12 protein-coding genes and 2 pseudogenes are annotated in these 15,806 nt (G+C 63.3%); 9 read left to right on the plus strand and 5 right to left on the minus strand.

Going from position 1 to position 15,806, the window contains the following annotated elements; all coding sequences use genetic code 11:
* Positions 1 to 10 precede the first annotated feature (10 nt).
* The 3 genes and pseudogenes from ABIE20_RS16415 to ABIE20_RS16425 all read left to right on the plus strand — a co-directional run bounded on the left by ABIE20_RS16415 (position 11) and on the right by ABIE20_RS16425 (position 2,506).
* Complete coding sequence (locus tag ABIE20_RS16415; protein ID WP_429505948.1) at positions 11 to 637, plus strand: response regulator; 627 nt, start codon at positions 11 to 13, stop codon at positions 635 to 637.
* 331 nt (positions 638 to 968) lie between these two features.
* Positions 969 to 1,208: pseudogene (locus tag ABIE20_RS16420) on the plus strand (sensor histidine kinase); the annotation flags it as partial.
* A pseudogene (locus tag ABIE20_RS16425) lies at positions 1,191 to 2,506 on the plus strand (ATP-binding protein). The pseudogenes ABIE20_RS16420 and ABIE20_RS16425, both read left to right, overlap by 18 nt.
* Here the strand turns inward: ABIE20_RS16425 and ABIE20_RS16430 are convergent.
* Positions 2,493 to 3,227 (minus strand): phosphoadenylyl-sulfate reductase, encoded by a 735-nt coding sequence (locus tag ABIE20_RS16430; protein ID WP_429505949.1) that lies wholly within the window; start codon positions 3,225 to 3,227, stop codon positions 2,493 to 2,495. The pseudogene ABIE20_RS16425 and the gene ABIE20_RS16430 overlap by 14 nt on opposite strands.
* A 129-nt stretch (positions 3,228 to 3,356) precedes the next feature.
* Here ABIE20_RS16430 and thrH point away from each other — a divergent pair, with 129 nt between their 5' ends.
* A complete protein-coding gene (gene thrH / locus ABIE20_RS16435) occupies positions 3,357 to 3,974 on the plus strand; it encodes a bifunctional phosphoserine phosphatase/homoserine phosphotransferase ThrH (protein WP_429505951.1) in 618 nt (205 codons plus the stop codon).
* A 102-nt stretch (positions 3,975 to 4,076) separates the two neighbouring features.
* Here the strand turns inward: thrH and pabB are convergent, their stop codons facing one another.
* From pabB to ABIE20_RS16455, 4 genes are all read right to left on the minus strand, one after another.
* Entirely contained in the window at positions 4,077 to 5,420 is a 1,344-nt protein-coding gene (pabB, locus tag ABIE20_RS16440) for an aminodeoxychorismate synthase component I (protein ID WP_429505953.1), read from the minus strand.
* Positions 5,421 to 5,547: 127 nt separating this feature from the next.
* Positions 5,548 to 6,525 (minus strand): alpha-L-glutamate ligase-like protein, encoded by a 978-nt coding sequence (locus tag ABIE20_RS16445; protein ID WP_038994472.1) that lies wholly within the window; start codon positions 6,523 to 6,525, stop codon positions 5,548 to 5,550.
* Positions 6,525 to 8,057 carry an inactive transglutaminase family protein gene (locus ABIE20_RS16450; RefSeq protein WP_429505954.1) on the minus strand — a complete coding sequence of 511 codons (1,533 nt, stop codon included), beginning with the start codon at positions 8,055 to 8,057 and terminating at the stop codon, positions 6,525 to 6,527. The genes ABIE20_RS16445 and ABIE20_RS16450 overlap by 1 nt, the downstream gene beginning before the upstream one ends.
* Positions 8,058 to 8,062: 5 nt before the next feature.
* Complete coding sequence (locus tag ABIE20_RS16455) at positions 8,063 to 8,599, minus strand: ATP-dependent zinc protease family protein (protein WP_026001282.1); 537 nt, start codon at positions 8,597 to 8,599, stop codon at positions 8,063 to 8,065.
* Positions 8,600 to 8,892: 293 nt separating this feature from the next.
* Here ABIE20_RS16455 and ABIE20_RS16460 point away from each other — a divergent pair, with 293 nt between their 5' ends.
* The 5 genes from ABIE20_RS16460 (at position 8,893) to prpF (ending at position 15,759) form a co-directional block, all read left to right on the plus strand.
* Positions 8,893 to 9,603, plus strand: coding sequence for a GntR family transcriptional regulator (locus ABIE20_RS16460; RefSeq protein ID WP_045194728.1), 711 nt, complete (start codon positions 8,893 to 8,895; stop codon positions 9,601 to 9,603).
* A complete protein-coding gene (gene prpB / locus ABIE20_RS16465) occupies positions 9,600 to 10,490 on the plus strand; it encodes a methylisocitrate lyase (protein WP_045194726.1) in 891 nt (296 codons plus the stop codon). Before ABIE20_RS16460 ends, prpB begins: the two co-directional genes overlap by 4 nt.
* A 76-nt stretch (positions 10,491 to 10,566) precedes the next feature.
* On the plus strand, positions 10,567 to 11,694 hold the full coding sequence (prpC, locus tag ABIE20_RS16470) for a bifunctional 2-methylcitrate synthase/citrate synthase (RefSeq protein ID WP_429505956.1): 1,128 nt from the start codon (positions 10,567 to 10,569) through the stop codon (positions 11,692 to 11,694).
* A gap of 183 nt (positions 11,695 to 11,877) precedes the next feature.
* Complete coding sequence (acnD, locus tag ABIE20_RS16475; RefSeq protein ID WP_429505958.1) at positions 11,878 to 14,469, plus strand: Fe/S-dependent 2-methylisocitrate dehydratase AcnD; 2,592 nt, start codon at positions 11,878 to 11,880, stop codon at positions 14,467 to 14,469.
* Between the two features lie 99 nt (positions 14,470 to 14,568).
* Positions 14,569 to 15,759 carry a 2-methylaconitate cis-trans isomerase PrpF gene (gene prpF, locus ABIE20_RS16480; RefSeq protein WP_429505959.1) on the plus strand — a complete coding sequence of 397 codons (1,191 nt, stop codon included), beginning with the start codon at positions 14,569 to 14,571 and terminating at the stop codon, positions 15,757 to 15,759.
* Positions 15,760 to 15,806: the final 47 nt, after the last annotated feature.

A 15,806-nucleotide genomic window follows, 5' to 3' on the forward strand; every position in this document is an offset into this window, starting at 1 on the left:
GAGGGAAGGTATGAGCAGTGTCCTGATCGTGGATGATCACCCGTTTATTCGCTCCAGCGTCAATCTGCTGCTGGTCAGCGAGCGCTTCAACGTCGTCGGCCAGACCGACAACGGTATCGACGCTGTGCGTCTGGCTCGCGAACTGAGCCCTGACCTGATGATCCTCGACATCAGTATTCCGGGCCTGGATGGCCTGGAGGTGATTGCCCGGGTCAAGGCGATGAAGCTTGCGCTGAAGATTCTGATACTGACCTCCCAGCAGGCTGAGTATTTTTCTTTGCGCTGCATGAAGGCCGGCGCGGTCGGCTATGTGTCGAAAACCGATGACCTGTGCGAGCTGAGCAAGGCCGTGCACGCAGTCATGTCCGGCTATACCTACTTCCCGGAAGTGGCCCTGAGCTCGGTAAGCAGGGTCGATGTGCGGGCCTCGGAAGCCGAGTGCATCGCCAGCCTGACCAACCGTGAACTGCTGGTGCTGCAGCAACTGGCCCGCGGCCTGAGCAACAAGGCCATCGGCGATGCGATGCTGTTGAGCAACAAGACCATCAGCACATACAAAACCCGTCTGATCGAGAAATTGAGGGTCAAATCATTGGTGGACCTGGCGGATGTCGCCAAGCGCAACCTGCTCATTTAGGTTGCCCAATTGTGTGCATGCTCGCTTGCTGCAGGCGCTGGTGTTGCTGGCACTGCTGGGCCTGGCCGGGGTGGCCGGGGCTGAGGAGGAAGCGCCAGGCATCTGGCCGGATGCAATCCGCGGCCTGCACGCCTTTGAAGCGCACGCGCACGCAGTGGTGGTGCAAAACCCCACGCTGGCGATTGTCGACAGTTTCTGGCACGAAAACGGTCGGCTGATTGCCCAGGCTTGTGCAGTGGTCGGCAGCTTGCTGGCGCTGGCGCTGGTGTGGATTCACTTCCTGCGTCAGTCGATCCGCAAATGTGAACGGGCCGAACGCGCCCTGACCGAGATGTACGCCGAACTGCAAGCGGCCAAGGAACAGGCAGAGGCGGCCAACCAGGCCAAGACGACGTTTCTGGCGACCATGAGCCATGAGATCCGTACCCCGATGAACGCCCTGCTGGGCATGCTCGAGCTGGCTCAGGAAAAGGCCGATCAGGGCGTGCTCGACCGGCTGGCCATCGAAGTGGCCTCAAGCTCGGCGCGCGGCCTGCTCGAACTGCTCGGCGATGTGCTGGATGTCACCCGCATCGAGTCCGGCCATCTGCTTCTTGAGCCGCGCCGCACGCAGTTGCGCCAGCAGGTCGAAGGGGTGGTGCGCATGTTCGATCAGCAGGCCTTGAGCAAGGGCTTGCGCCTGCACCTGGACGTCACCGGAACGCTGGACAGCGACGTGCTGCTCGACGCCCTGCGCTTCAAGCAGATTCTTTCCAACCTGATCAGCAATGCCATCAAGTTCACCCGCGAAGGCTCGGTGCGTGTTTGCCTGCACACCCAGCGTCGGCTGCGCCGCGTGGCGGTGAGCCTGGTGGTGGAAGATACCGGCGTCGGCATTCCCATGGCTGATTTGTCGCGCCTGGGCACACCCTATTGCCAGGCGCGGGATTGGGCTTGAGCATCTGCCGGATGCTGTGCGAACTGATGGGCGGGCGCATGCAGCTGGACAGCAGTATCGGTGTCGGCACCCGTGTCGAGGTGCAGTTGAACCTGACCTGCCTGCCACCGGCGGCGTCCAGCGACGCCCCGGGCCGGCGTCGGGAAAGCGCCGGCCTGAGCAAGCCGTTGAAGGTGCTGGTGGTGGACGACTATCCGGCCAATCGCATCCTGCTTATGCATCAGCTCGGTTACCTGGGGCATCGCGTGCGGGTCTGTGAGCACGGCGGCGAGGGCTTGCGCTGCTGGCTGCGCGAGTCGTTCGATGTGGTCATCGCCGACTGCAACATGCCGATTTTCGATGGCTATCGGCTGGCCAGGGCGATCCGCGAGCATGAACGGCGCAGCGGACGCGAGGCGTGCCTGGTGCTGGCGGTGACCGCCAACGCCCAGGCGTCCGAGCGCGCTCGCTGCCGGGCAGCGGGGATGAATGACTGCTTGTTCAAGCCCTTGAGCATCGATGATCTGCAGCAAGCGTTGGGTGGTGTAGCTGGCCGGGTAGTGGCGCCGGTGGCGAGCGAAGCGGTACCGGTGCTGCCGGGCATGGACATCTCCAGCCTGCTGGTGCTGGCTGCCGGTGACCAGGACAAGGTCCGGTCCTTGCTCGGCGATCTGGTCAGCAGCAATCGCCAGGACCTGCGCGGGCTGGACCGGTTGCACGATGGCAAGGACCTGGTGGCGCTGGCCGACCTGGTGCACCGGCTCAAGGGCGGCGCGCGAATGATCCGCGCCCATGAGGTGCTGGCGGTTTGTATGCAACTGGAACAGGCCTGTAGCGCAAAGGCCCCGGCCCACCGGATCAGCCAGCTGGTACAGATGCTGCGCCAGGCGATTGTCGACCTGGAGCAGCACCTGGAGCGCTATTGCCAGCGCGAGGAGGTCAGCCCTTGGTGATCAGGTTGCCGGCGTGCAGTCCGCATTCCTTCTGGGTCGATTCCTCCCACCACCAGCGGCCTTCGCGCTCGTGCTGGTTTGGCAGCACCGGGCGGGTGCAGGGCTCGCAGCCGATGCTGATGAAACCGCGCTCGTGCAAGCTGTTGTATGGCAGTTCGAGCATGCGGATGTAACCCCAGACTTCCTCGCTGCTCATCTGCGCCAGCGGGTTGAACTTGTACAGGGTGTGCTCGGGAGTCGAAAACGCGCTGTCGATTTCCAGCGCCGCCACCTGGCTGCGGGTACCCGGGCTCTGGTCGCGGCGCTGGCCGGTGGCCCAGGCGCTGACGGTGCTCAGCTTGCGCCGCAGTGGTTCGATCTTGCGGATGCCGCAGCACTCGCCATGGCCGTCCTTGTAGAAGCTGAACAGGCCCTTTTCCTTGACGAAGGGCTCGAGCTTGCTGTGATCGGGGGAGAGGATCTCGATCGGCAGCTTGTACTGCTCGCGCACCTGGTCGATGAAACGGTAGGTTTCCGGGTGCAGGCGGCCGGTGTCGAGGCTGAACACCTTGACGTTCTTGTTGAGCTTCCAGGCCATGTCCACCAGCACCACGTCCTCGGCACCGCTGAAGGAAATCCACAGGTCATCGCCGAAGTGCTCGAAGGCCAGCTTGAGGATGTCTTGCGGCGACTTGTTGGCGTAGGTCGCGGCCAGGGCGGCGACGTCGAAGGGTTGGCTCATCAGGCGGCTTCCGGTCATTGAATGGCGCTTGGCGCTCGTAATGCCCTGATCTTAACAAAAATTGCCCGGGTAGACGCCGCGCATGTAGAGTGCGGCTTCCCATTTTTGGCGTTGTTCGAGGAGTGTGCTGTGGAAATTGCCTGTCTCGACCTGGAAGGTGTATTGGTCCCGGAAATCTGGATCGCCTTCGCGGAAAAAACCGGAATCGAATCGCTGCGGGCCACCACCCGCGACATTCCCGATTACGACGTGCTGATGATACAGCGCCTGCGCATCCTCGATGAGCACGGCCTGAAGCTTTCCGATATCCAGGCGGTGATCGCCACGCTCAAGCCGCTGGACGGCGCCATCGAGTTCGTCGACTGGCTGCGCGAGCGTTTCCAGGTGGTGATTCTTTCCGACACCTTCTATGAATTCTCCCAGCCGTTGATGCGCCAGCTGGGCTTCCCGACGCTGCTCTGCCATCGCCTGATCACCGATGAAAACGACCGGGTCACCGGCTACCAGCTGCGCCAGAAAGACCCCAAGCGCCAGTCGGTGCTGGCCTTCAAGAGTCTGTATTACCGAGTGATTGCCGCAGGCGATTCGTACAACGACACCACAATGCTTGGCGAGGCGGATGCGGGGATTCTGTTCCATGCGCCGGACAACGTCATTCGCGAGTTTCCGCAGTTCCCGGCGGTGCATGATTTTGCGGCGCTGAAGAAAGAGTTCATCAAGGCGTCGAGCCGGTCGTTGAGCCTCTGACGGTTTTGGGGCTGCGCTGCAGCCCATCGCCGGCAAGGCCGGCTCCCACAAGGGTCCAGTGTATGCATTACCTGTGGGAGCCGGCCTTGCCGGCGATGCTTTTCAGAGGCCTTGCAAGGTCTCGAGCAACACCTTGACCTTGGTGATCGACTCTTCGTATTCGGCTTGCCAGTCCGAATCCGCCACCACTGCGCCACCCCCCCAGCAGCACACCTGACCGTCCTTGACCAGCAGGCTGCGGATGGCGATAGAGCTGTCCATCTCGCCGCGCACGTCCACATAAAGCAACGACCCGCAGTACAGCGCCCGGCGGCTGGGTTCCAGCTCGTCGATGATCTGCATGGCGCGGATCTTCGGTGCGCCGGTGATCGAGCCGCCGGGGAAGCTGTCAGCGATCAGGTCCAGGGCATCCTTGCCGGCCGCCAGGCGCCCGGTGACGCTGCTGACCAGGTGATGGACGTTGGGGTAGCTCTCCAGGCTGAACAGTTCCGGGACCTTCACCGAACCGATCTCACAGGTGCGCCCGAGGTCGTTGCGCAGCAGGTCGACGATCATCAGGTTCTCTGCGCGATCCTTGCTGCTGCCCAGCAGTTCGGCGGCGTTGCGCGCATCTTCGTCGGCGTCGCTGCTGCGCGGGCGGGTGCCCTTGATCGGTCGGGTTTCGACCTGGCCTTTGCTGACCTGGATGAAGCGCTCCGGCGAGAAGCTCAGCAGCGCGCTGCCGTCGGCCAGCAACTGGAACCCCGAATACGGCGTCGGGCACGCCTGGCGCAGGGCCTGGTAGGCGTGCCAGGGGTCGCCCTGGCAGGGGGCGCGAAAGCGTTGGGTGAGGTTGATCTGGTAGCAGTCACCGGCATGGATGTATTGCTGCACCCGATCGAAGGCCTGCTGGTAGCCTTGGGCACTGATATCGCCGCGCATCGGTGCTTGCAGGGTAAAGCTGGCGGTATCGATAGTGGCTGGTGCTTCGAACAGTTCGATCAGGCGCTGGCGTTCGGCTGCATTCAGGCTTGGGTGAAACAGCAGCTGGCTACTTTGCAGGCGGTGATCGCTGATCAGTGCCCAGGCGTACAGGCCAAGACTGGCATCGGCCAGGCCCAGGTCATCGACGGCAATGCTCGGCAGATGCTCCAGGCGCCGGCCAAAGTCGTAGCTCAGGTAACCGATCAGGCCACCGGCGAACGGCAACTCGATGCCATCCGGTACCTGCGCCTGGCCCAGCTGCGCCAGGCTTTCACGCAGACGCTGCAGGTAGGCGCTGCCGCTTTCAGCCGCAGTGGGCGCGAGGGTTTGCAGGGGCCAGGCGCTGAGCAGGTCAAAGCGGCCGCGTTCGGCGTCTGGCCGGGCGCTGTCGAGCAACACGGCGCCGGGCGCCTTGCGGATGCGCGCGAAGTAGGCGGCGGGGTCGGCCTGGTAGGGCAGGGGGTGGAGCGTACAGGTCGGCATGCAAGTAACAGCTATGAATGCGGGGAGGCGATTGTAGTCCTCTGTAGGAAATGCTCCTAGCGCTGACTACGACATAGAGGCTCCAGCGCGCGCCAGCCGGGCAGGCTGGCGCGAACAGGATGTGGACTCAGCTCGGCACGTGGCCGAACAGCTCCTGGGCGAAGCGCACGCGTTCTTCGGCGCTTTCCTGGCGGCCGTCTTTGGCCAGTTGCTCCAGGTGGGCCTCGACCGCGTGGGTGCGCAGGGTCAGGCCGCAGTCGTTGGCGATCTGGATGTTCAGGCCGGGGCGGGCGTTGAGCTCGAGGATCAACGGGCCCTTGTCCTGGTCCAGGACCATGTCGACACCGATGTAGCCCAGGCCGCACAGCTCGTAGCAGCCGGCGGCAAGCTTCATGAAGCCGTCCCAGTTCGGCAGTTGCACACCGTCCACCGCGTTGGTGGTGTCCGGGTGCTTGCTGATGATGTTGTTCAGCCAGGTGCCGCGCAGGGTCACGCCGGTGGCCAGGTCAACGCCGACGCCGATGGCGCCCTGGTGCAGGTTGGCCTTGCCGCCGGACTGACGGGTTGGCAGACGCAGCATGGCCATCACCGGGTAGCCCATCAGCACGATGATGCGGATGTCCGGCACGCCTTCGTAGCTGATGCTCTTGAAGATCTGGTCGGGGGTGACGCGGTACTCGATCAGCGCGCGGTCGCGGTGACCGCCCAGGGAATACAGGCCGGTGAGGATGCTGGAGATCTGGTGCTCGATTTCCTCGTGGCTGATGATCTTGCCCGAGACCGTGCGGTAACGGTCCTCGAAGCGATCGGCAACCACTAGGATGCCGTCGCCGCCGGCACCCTGGGCAGGCTTGACGACGAAGTCGCTGCGCCCGCCGATGATCTCGCCGAGCTTGTCGATCTCTTTCTCGGTGGAGATGATCCCGTACATTTCCGGCACATGGATGCCGGCCTGGATCGCACGCTCCTTGGTGATGATCTTGTCGTCGACGATCGGGTACAAATGGCGCTTGTTGTACTTGAGGACGTAGTCCGCATTGCGCCGGTTGATACCCATGATGCCCCGGGCCTCCAGGGCTTTCCAGGTTTTCCAGAGACCGAACATCAGGCGTCAGCCTTCACGAAAGCCTTGAAGCGCACCAGCTCCGTCAGGCGGTAGCCGCGGTAGCGACCCATCGCCAGCATGAAGCCCACCAGAATCAGCAGTACCGCCGGGAAGGTGAAGACGAAGTACACCAGTTCCGGCACGCTCATCAGCAGGTGCGCGAGCGAGGCGGCGAACAGGGTGCCGATCGCCACTTTCATGGCATGGCCACCGCCGCGTTCTTCCCAGGTGATCGACAGGCGTTCGATGGTCATGGTCAGGATCACCATCGGGAACAGCGCTACCGACAGGCCGCGTTCCAGGCCCAGCTTGTGGCTGAACAGGCTGATGGCGGCAATCAATACCACGACGAAGGTCAGCACCACCGACAGGCGCGGCAGCATCTGCAGCTTAAGGTGTTCAAGGTAGGAGCGTAGCGACAGCCCGAGCGCGGTAATCACCGTGAACAGGATGATGCCGAAGCCCAGCTGGGTTTCGCGGAAGGCCAGGGCGATCAGTACCGGGGTGAAGGTGCCCAGGGTCTGCAGGCCGATCAGGTTGCGCAGCACCAGGATCACCAGCACGCCGATCGGGATCATCACCATGATCATGAAGGTCTGCTGGGTCTGCAGCGGCAGGCCGTACAGCGAGTACTCGAGGAAGTCGGCGTCGGTGTTCTCGTCGGTCAGCTTGGCCAGGCGAATGGCGTTCATTTCGCTGTTGTTGAGGCTGAAGCTGACGTTGGCTTTCTTGCCGCCATCGACGGTGATCAGGTTGTCGTCACCGGTCCACCACAGCAGGCGGTCGGCCGGCAGGCCTTGCTCGCCGGTGTCCGGGTTGAAGTACAGCCAGTCAGTGCCGTTGAAGCTGCGCAGCCACAGTTCCGGGGTTTGCGGCTGGTCGGCGACCAGGCGGATGGTGTGCACCTTCTCCACCGGCACGTGGGCAATCGACAGCAGCAGGTCGATGACCTTGGCCTTGTTCAGCGACGAGGTATCGCCGGCCAGCAGCAGCTTGACGTTGTCGTCGTTGAGGTTGTTGACCCGCTTGATGGTCTCGCCGACGAAGGTTTCGACGTCGGCCGAGTGCTGGCGAATAGGCGCCATCAGGGCTTCGGCGGCGATCTTCTCGGGGCCTTCTACCGCCAGGCTGTCGCGGAAGGTCGGGCCTTTGATCTTGGCTTTTTCGGTGCTGTAGCGCTTGGTCAGCACCAGGCGGTAGTAGAGGGTCTGGTTGCCGCTGGCGCGACGGGCCGACCAGGTCACCTTGCGGTTGCCGTCGACGCGGTTGACGCTGACGCCGTAGTTGTTGGAGATGAAGCTCTCGTTGAGGCTCACATAGTCGCGGCTCAGCGGCGGCACGAACATCTGGACCTTGACCGGGTCCTTGGGGCTGGCGACGAACTCGACCTTGGCGTCGATGTTCCACAGGTCATCGGTTTCGTCCTCGGTCACCGGAATGCCGAGAAAGAAGATCTGATAGGCCGTGACCAGGATGCCCAGTAGCACCAGGACGGTAATCAGGACTTTCAGATGGAGGGTAAGAGAGCGCATCAGGATTACTCTGCGGTGTGAGCGTCAGTGGCGCAGGCGGGTTTGCCGGCAGCGTATTTAAGGCTTGGATCGACCAGCGCGTCGAAGTGCTTGAGGGCCTCGGAGCCGATCAGCAGCGGATACTGGAACGCGCTGCGGTCGGTCAGGTTCACTTCGATGCTGCGCAGGGCCGTACCCATGCAGATGTTCATGGCAATCACCGGGCGGGCGGTATAGGCCTTGCCTTCGTCCGGGTCGTAATCACCGGCGCGTCGCTTGATCTTGCTGACGCGGGCCAGTGGTCGTTCTATCGGATGTGAGTGGGCAGCGTCAATTGCCAGGTAGAAGCGCACCCATGACTCACCGTTGCGCTTGAAGCGCTTGATGTCGCGGGCACTGAGCGAGGCGGTCTTGGCCCCGGTGTCGAGTTTGGCCGCCACTTCCAGGTCGATATCGGCCAGGCGGGCGTATTCATTAAGGCCGTACACGGTCTTTTCCGCAGCCTGGCCCAGGGCCGGCAACAGACAGAGGCTGAACAACAGTGGGAGGGGCGTAAGTCTCATAAATCCTGGCGCGGTGCTGTGCGATGTTCGGGTCAAGGCCACTGGCAGTACTGCGCAAGCTTCCTCGTTTACCTGGCACCTGCATAAACAGATGACAGACACACTATTCGTGCCCCGTCGGGAGGCGCGGCATTCTATCACGCTGGTGTGCTGGCGCCAGCGGCTGCACTCAGACAACAGCGAGGACCTCGAAGTTCGTTCTTAGACGATTGTCGACAATATTCATTTTGTCTTTGACTCTGTGCGCCGATTTGGCTAGTTTTGCCCTCATTGATTTATGAGGTGTCGACAATATGCTGGACACAGCCCAAGCCCCCGGCACAGTGGCAGACGACAGCGAAACCCTCTCGGAAAACGTCTTCCGGCGTATCCAGGCGGCCATCGTCAAAGGCGAGATCGCCCCCGGCAGCAAAATCTCCGAGCCCGAGCTGGCACGCACCTACGGCATCAGCCGCGGGCCGCTGCGCGAGGCCATCCACCGCCTGGAAGGCCAGCGCCTGCTGGTGCGCGTACCGCATGTCGGGGCGCGGGTGGTGTCGCTCAGCCACGCCGAACTGATCGAACTGTACGAAATCCGCGAGTCCCTCGAAGGCATGGCCTGCCGCCTGGCCGCCGAGCGTATGAGCGTAGCCGAGATCGACGAGCTGCGCCGGGTGCTCGACACCCACGAACGCGACGCCACTTTCCAGGCCGGTCTCGGTTATTACCAGCAGGAAGGCGATTTCGACTTCCACTACCGGATCATCCAGGGCAGCGGCAACCGCACCCTGGTGCAGATGCTCTGCGGCGAGCTGTATCAACTGGTGCGCATGTACCGCATCCAGTTTTCCGCCACGCCCAACCGGCCACGCCAGGCGTTCGCCGAACACCACCGGATTCTCGATGCCATCGCCGACCGTGACGGTGAACTGGCCGAGCTCTTGATGCGCCGCCACATCGGCGCCTCCAAACGCAACATCGAGCGTCACTATCTGGACGCTACCAGCCCACGAGGTGAGTCATGAGTCAGAAAAGCAGTCCCGGCCAGCGCTTTCGCGATGCAGTTGCCGCCGAACACCCGTTGCAGGTGGTCGGTGCGATCAACGCCAACCACGCGCTGCTGGCCCAGCGTGCCGGTTTCAAGGCCATTTACCTGTCCGGTGGCGGCGTAGCTGCAGGCTCCCTGGGCCTGCCTGACCTGGGTATCAGCGGCCTGGACGACGTGCTGACCGACGTACGGCGCATCACTGACGTCTGCGACCTGCCGCTGCTGGTGGACGTCGATACCGGTTTCGGCTCCTCGGCGTTCAACGTTGCGCGCACGGTCAAGTCGATGATCAAGTTTGGCGCCGCTGCCATTCATATCGAAGACCAGGTCGGCGCCAAGCGCTGCGGCCACCGCCCGAACAAAGAGATCGTCACCCAGCAGGAGATGGTCGACCGTATCAAGGCCGCGGTTGACGCCCGTACCGACGACAGCTTCGTGATCATGGCGCGTACCGACGCCCTGGCCGTCGAAGGCCTGGAAGCGGCCCTGGACCGCGCTGCCGCCTGCATCGAGGCCGGTGCCGACATGGTCTTCCCGGAAGCCATTACCGAACTTTCGATGTACAAGACCTTCGCCGACCGGGTCAAAGCCCCGATCCTGGCCAACATCACCGAATTCGGCGCCACGCCGCTGTACACCACCGAAGAACTGGCCTCGGTCGATGTCTCGCTGGTGCTCTACCCGCTGTCGGCCTTCCGCGCCATGAACAAGGCTGCCGAAAACGTCTACACCGCGCTGCGTCGCGACGGCACGCAGAAAAACGTCATCGACACCATGCAGACTCGCATGGAGCTGTACGACGCCATCAACTATCACGTGTTCGAGCAGAAGCTCGACGCCCTGTTCGCCCAGAAAAAGGGCTGAATGCTCGAACCTGTAGGAGCGGGCTTGCCCCGCGATTAGCCAAGATTCCATAACAATTTCAAAAGTGGAGAAAGACATGGCCGAAGCAAAAGTACTCAGCGGTGCCGGCCTGCGTGGTCAAGTGGCCGGGCAAACCGCACTGTCGACCGTGGGCCAGGCCGGTGCCGGCCTGACCTATCGTGGTTACGACGTGCGCGACCTGGCCGAGCACGCGCTGTTTGAAGAAGTCGCTTACCTGCTGCTGTACGGCGAGCTGCCGAGTAAGGCAGAGCTGGACGAGTACCAGCAAAAGCTGAAAACCCTGCGCGACCTGCCGCAAGCCCTCAAGGAAGTGCTAGAACGCATTCCGGCCAACGCCCATCCGATGGACGTCATGCGTACCGGTTGCTCGGTGCTCGGCACCCTGGAACAGGAACTGACCTTCGAGCAGCAGCGCGACAAGACCGATCGCCTGCTGGCGCTGTTCCCGGCGGTGATGTGCTACTGGTATCGCTTCAGCCACCATGGCGTACGCATCGACTGCAGTAGCGACGAAGACACCATTGGCGGGCACTTCCTGCACCTGCTGCACGGCAAGAAGCCGAGCGAGCTGCACGTCAAGGTGATGAACGTCTCGCTGATCCTCTACGCTGAGCACGAATTCAACGCCTCGACCTTCACCGCCCGGGTTTGTGCCTCAACCCTGTCCGACCTGTACTCCTGTGTCACTGCCGCCATCGGCTCGCTGCGCGGCCCGCTGCATGGCGGTGCCAACGAAGCGGCGATGGAGCTGATCGAGCGCTTCCAGAGCCCGCAGGAAGCGGTCACCGAGCTGCTGCAGATGCTGGCGCGCAAGGACAAGATCATGGGCTTCGGCCATGCCATCTACAAAGAGTCCGACCCGCGTAACGAAGTGATCAAGGCCTGGTCGAAGAAGCTTGCCGATGAGGTGGGTGACACTGTGCTGTACCCGGTGTCCGAAGCCATCGACAAGACCATGTGGGAGCAGAAGAAACTGTTCCCCAACGCCGACTTCTACCATGCCTCGGCGTACCACTTCATGGGCATCCCGACCAAGCTGTTCACCCCGATCTTCGTCTGCTCGCGCCTGACCGGCTGGGCGGCGCATGTGTTCGAACAGCGAGCCAACAACCGCATCATCCGCCCGAGCGCCGAGTACACCGGCGTCGAACAGCGCAAGTTCGTGCCAATCGAACAACGCTGAGACTGGCTCACTGGGCCAGCACTGGAGCTTGTGCTGTTGTGGGAGCAAGCCGGCGTTGCCGGCGATGGAATCGACGCGGTGTCAGGTGCACCGCGCTGGCTGCATCGCTGGCAAGGCCAGCTCCCACAGGGTTCCGGGCTGGCCGCTGTGCCACCGACCTTACCGTGATTGAGTCCCTGTGCCATGAATAGTGAATTTCGCAAGAACCTGCCGGGCACTGGCCTGGATTATTTCGACGCCCGCGCGGCGGTCGATGCGATCAAGCCCGGCGCCTATGACCGTCTTCCCTATACCTCGCGCGTGCTGGCAGAAAACCTCGTGCGCCGCTGCGACCCGGCCAGCCTCAATGCCTCGCTGGGCCAGCTGATCGAGCGCAAGCGCGACCTCGACTTCCCCTGGTTCCCGGCCCGGGTGGTGTGCCACGACATTCTCGGCCAGACCGCGCTGGTGGATCTCGCCGGCCTGCGCGACGCCATCGCCGAAGGTGGCGGTGACCCGGCCCAGGTTAACCCGGTGGTGCCGGTGCAACTGATCGTCGACCACTCCCTGGCGGTTGAATGCGGTGGTTTCGACCCGCAGGCGTTCGAGAAGAACCGCGCTATCGAAGACCGCCGCAACGAAGACCGTTTCCACTTCATCAACTGGACCAAGAAGGCGTTCAAGAACGTCGACGTGATCCAGCCGGGCAACGGCATCATGCACCAGATCAACCTGGAGAAAATGTCGCCGGTAATTCATGCCGAACGCGGCGTGGCCTACCCGGACACCTGTGTCGGCACCGACAGCCACACCCCGCACGTCGATGCCCTGGGCGTGATCGCCATCGGCGTTGGCGGCCTTGAAGCCGAGAACGTCATGCTCGGCCGCGCCTCGTGGATGCGCCTGCCGGAGATCGTCGGCGTCGAGCTTTCGGGCAAGCCGCAGCCGGGCATCACCGCCACTGACGTGGTGCTGGCCCTGACCGAATTCCTGCGCAAGGAAAAGGTGGTTGGCGCCTACCTGGAATTCTACGGCGAAGGTGCTCGCGCCCTGACCCTGGGCGACCGCGCGACCATCTCCAACATGGCCCCGGAATACGGCGCCACCGCGGCAATGTTCTCCATCGACCAGCAGACCATCGACTACCTCAAGCTCACCGGCCGGGAAGACGAGCAGGTCAAGCTGGTGGAAACCTACGCCAAGGTCGCAGGCCTCTGGTCCGACAGCCTGGCCAACGCCGAATACGAGCGGGTGCTGCGTTTTGACCTGTCCAGCGTGGTGCGCAACATGGCCGGGCCGTCCAACCCGCACGCCCGGGTCGCCACCAGTGACCTGGCGAGCAAGGGCATCGCCGGCCAGTGGGACGAAGTAGCGGGGCAAATGCCCGATGGCGCGGTGATCATCGCTGCCATCACCAGTTGCACCAACACCAGCAACCCGCGCAACGTGATTGCCGCCGGTTTGCTCGCGCGCAACGCCAACAAGCTGGGGCTGGCGCGCAAGCCGTGGGTCAAGTCGTCGCTGGCACCGGGCTCGAAAACCGTGGCCCTGTACCTGAAAGAGGCGGGCCTGGATGACGAGCTGGAGCAGCTCGGTTTTGGCATCGTCGCTTTTGCCTGCACCACCTGCAACGGTATGTCCGGTGCGCTTGATCCGGTCATCCAGCAAGAGATCATCGACCGCGACCTGTACGCCACCGCCGTGCTTTCGGGCAACCGCAACTTCGACGGCCGTATCCACCCGTACGCCAAGCAGGCGTTCCTGGCGTCGCCGCCGCTGGTGGTGGCCTATGCGATTGCCGGCACCATCCGCTTCGACATCGAGAAGGACGTGCTCGGCGTGGTCGATGGCAAGGAAATCCGCCTCAAAGACATCTGGCCAAGCGACGAAGAGATCGACGCAGTGGTCAAGGCCGCGGTCAAGCCCGAGCAGTTCCGCCAGGTGTACATCCCGATGTTCGCCGTGCAGGAAGATACCGGGCCGAAGGTTACCCCGCTGTACGACTGGCGCCCGATGAGTACCTACATCCGCCGCCCGCCGTACTGGGAAGGCGCCCTGGCCGGCGAGCGCACGCTCAAGGGCATGCGCCCGCTGGCGGTGCTGCCGGACAACATCACCACCGACCACCTGTCGCCGTCCAACGCCATCATGCTCGACAGCGCCGCCGGTGAGTACCTGGCGAAAATGGGCCTGCCGGAGGAAGACTTCAACTCCTACGCCACCCACCGGGGCGACCACCTGACTGCCCAGCGCGCAACCTTCGCCAACCCGAAACTGTTCAACGAAATGGTCCAGGAAAACGGCAAGGTCAAGCAGGGTTCGCTGGCGCGCATCGAGCCGGAAGGCAAGGTCACCCGTATGTGGGAAGCGATCGAAACCTACATGGAGCGCAAGCAGCCGCTGATCATCGTTGCCGGTGCCGACTACGGCCAGGGCTCGTCCCGTGACTGGGCGGCCAAGGGCGTGCGCCTGGCCGGTGTCGAGGCCATCGTCGCTGAAGGTTTCGAGCGTATCCACCGTACCAACCTGGTGGGCATGGGCGTGTTGCCGCTGGAGTTCAAGCCGGGTGTCAACCGCAAGACCCTGGGCATCGACGGCACTGAAACCTTCGACGTGCTGGGCGAGCGCACCCCGCGGGCGACCCTGACCCTGGTCATCACCCGGGCCAACGGTGAGCGTGTCGAAGTGCCGGTGACCTGCCGCCTGGATACCGCCGAAGAAGTGTCGATCTACGAAGCGGGCGGGGTGCTGCAGCGCTTTGCCCAGGACTTCCTCGAATCGGCGGTCGCGGTTTGAGGTAGGGCCTCATCGCGGGTCAAGCCCGCTCCCACTGAACTGTGGGAGCGGGCTTGACCCGCGATAGCTCCCCCAAAGCACTCACAGGACAACTCAGCCATGGCTCACGTACCCCAGATCAAAATCCCCGCCACCTACATTCGTGGCGGCACCAGCAAGGGCGTGTTTTTCCGCCTCGACGACCTGCCGCAAAGCGCGCAGATCCCGGGCCCGGCCCGCGACGCACTGCTGCTGCGGGTGATCGGCAGCCCCGACCCCTACGGCAAGCAGATCGACGGCATGGGCGGCGCGACGTCGAGCACCAGCAAAACCGTGATCCTCTCGCGCAGCATCAAGCCCGAGCATGATGTCGACTACCTGTTCGGCCAGGTCTCGATCGACACCGCGTTCGTCGACTGGAGCGGCAACTGCGGCAACCTTTCGGCAGCCGTTGGTTCGTTCGCCATCAGCGCCGGCCTGGTCGACAGCAGCCGCATCCCGCATAACGGCGTGGCGGTGGTGCGCATCTGGCAGGCCAATATCGGCAAGACCATTATTGCCCACGTACCGATCACCAATGGTGAAGTGCAGGAAACCGGTGACTTCGAACTGGACGGTGTGACTTTCCCGGCCGCCGAAGTGCAGCTCGAATTCATGGACCCGGCCGCCGACGAAGACGGCGAGGGTGGCTCGATGTTCCCCACCGGCAACCTGGTCGACGACCTGGTGGTGCCCGGTGTCGGCACCCTGAAAGCCACGCTGATCAATGCCGGCATCCCGACCATCTTCATCCAGGCCGAGGCCCTCGGCTACACCGGTACCGAACTGCAGGAGGCGATCAATAGCGACCCGCAGGCCCTGGCCCGTTTCGAAACCATCCGTGCCTATGGCGCGGTGCGCATGGGCCTGATCGAGCATATCGACGAAGCCGCCAAGCGCCAGCACACGCCGAAAGTCGCCTTTGTTGCGCCAGCGACGGCCTATCAATCATCCAGCGGTAAAGCCGTGGCCGCCGGCGACGTTGATCTATTGGTACGGGCGCTGTCCATGGGCAAGTTGCACCACGCCATGATGGGCACCGCCGCGGTTGCCATCGGTACGGCTGCGGCAGTGCCCGGCACCCTGGTCAACCTCGCCGCCGGTGGTGGCGAGCGCACGGCCGTACGTTTCGGTCACCCCTCGGGCACCCTGCGCGTCGGCGCCGAAGCCCGCCAGGTGAACGGTGAGTGGACTGTCACCAAAGCAATCATGAGCCGTAGCGCTCGCGTACTGATGGAGGGCTGGGTACGGGTACCCGGTGATGCCTTCTAACCAGTAGCGGCGCTTGGCTCCCTGTTACCTACGTCAACAGTGAGATG

This window comes from Pseudomonas sp. 2835, assembly GCF_050435905.1.
Lineage (GTDB): Bacteria > Pseudomonadota > Gammaproteobacteria > Pseudomonadales > Pseudomonadaceae > Aquipseudomonas.

Coding starts and splice junctions, on each gene's coding strand:
- ABIE20_RS16415 (WP_429505948.1), top strand. CDS start 11: ATGAGCAGTGTCCTGATCGTGGATGATCACCCGTTTATTCGCTCCAGC.
- ABIE20_RS16430 (WP_429505949.1), bottom strand. CDS start 3,227: ATGAGCCAACCCTTCGACGTCGCCGCCCTGGCCGCGACCTACGCCAAC.
- pabB (WP_429505953.1), bottom strand. CDS start 5,420: ATGCCGACCTGTACGCTCCACCCCCTGCCCTACCAGGCCGACCCCGCC.
- ABIE20_RS16445 (WP_038994472.1), bottom strand. CDS start 6,525: ATGTTCGGTCTCTGGAAAACCTGGAAAGCCCTGGAGGCCCGGGGCATC.
- ABIE20_RS16450 (WP_429505954.1), bottom strand. CDS start 8,057: ATGCGCTCTCTTACCCTCCATCTGAAAGTCCTGATTACCGTCCTGGTG.
- ABIE20_RS16455 (WP_026001282.1), bottom strand. CDS start 8,599: ATGAGACTTACGCCCCTCCCACTGTTGTTCAGCCTCTGTCTGTTGCCG.
- ABIE20_RS16460 (WP_045194728.1), top strand. CDS start 8,893: ATGCTGGACACAGCCCAAGCCCCCGGCACAGTGGCAGACGACAGCGAA.
- prpB (WP_045194726.1), top strand. CDS start 9,600: ATGAGTCAGAAAAGCAGTCCCGGCCAGCGCTTTCGCGATGCAGTTGCC.
- prpC (WP_429505956.1), top strand. CDS start 10,567: ATGGCCGAAGCAAAAGTACTCAGCGGTGCCGGCCTGCGTGGTCAAGTG.
- acnD (WP_429505958.1), top strand. CDS start 11,878: ATGAATAGTGAATTTCGCAAGAACCTGCCGGGCACTGGCCTGGATTAT.
- prpF (WP_429505959.1), top strand. CDS start 14,569: ATGGCTCACGTACCCCAGATCAAAATCCCCGCCACCTACATTCGTGGC.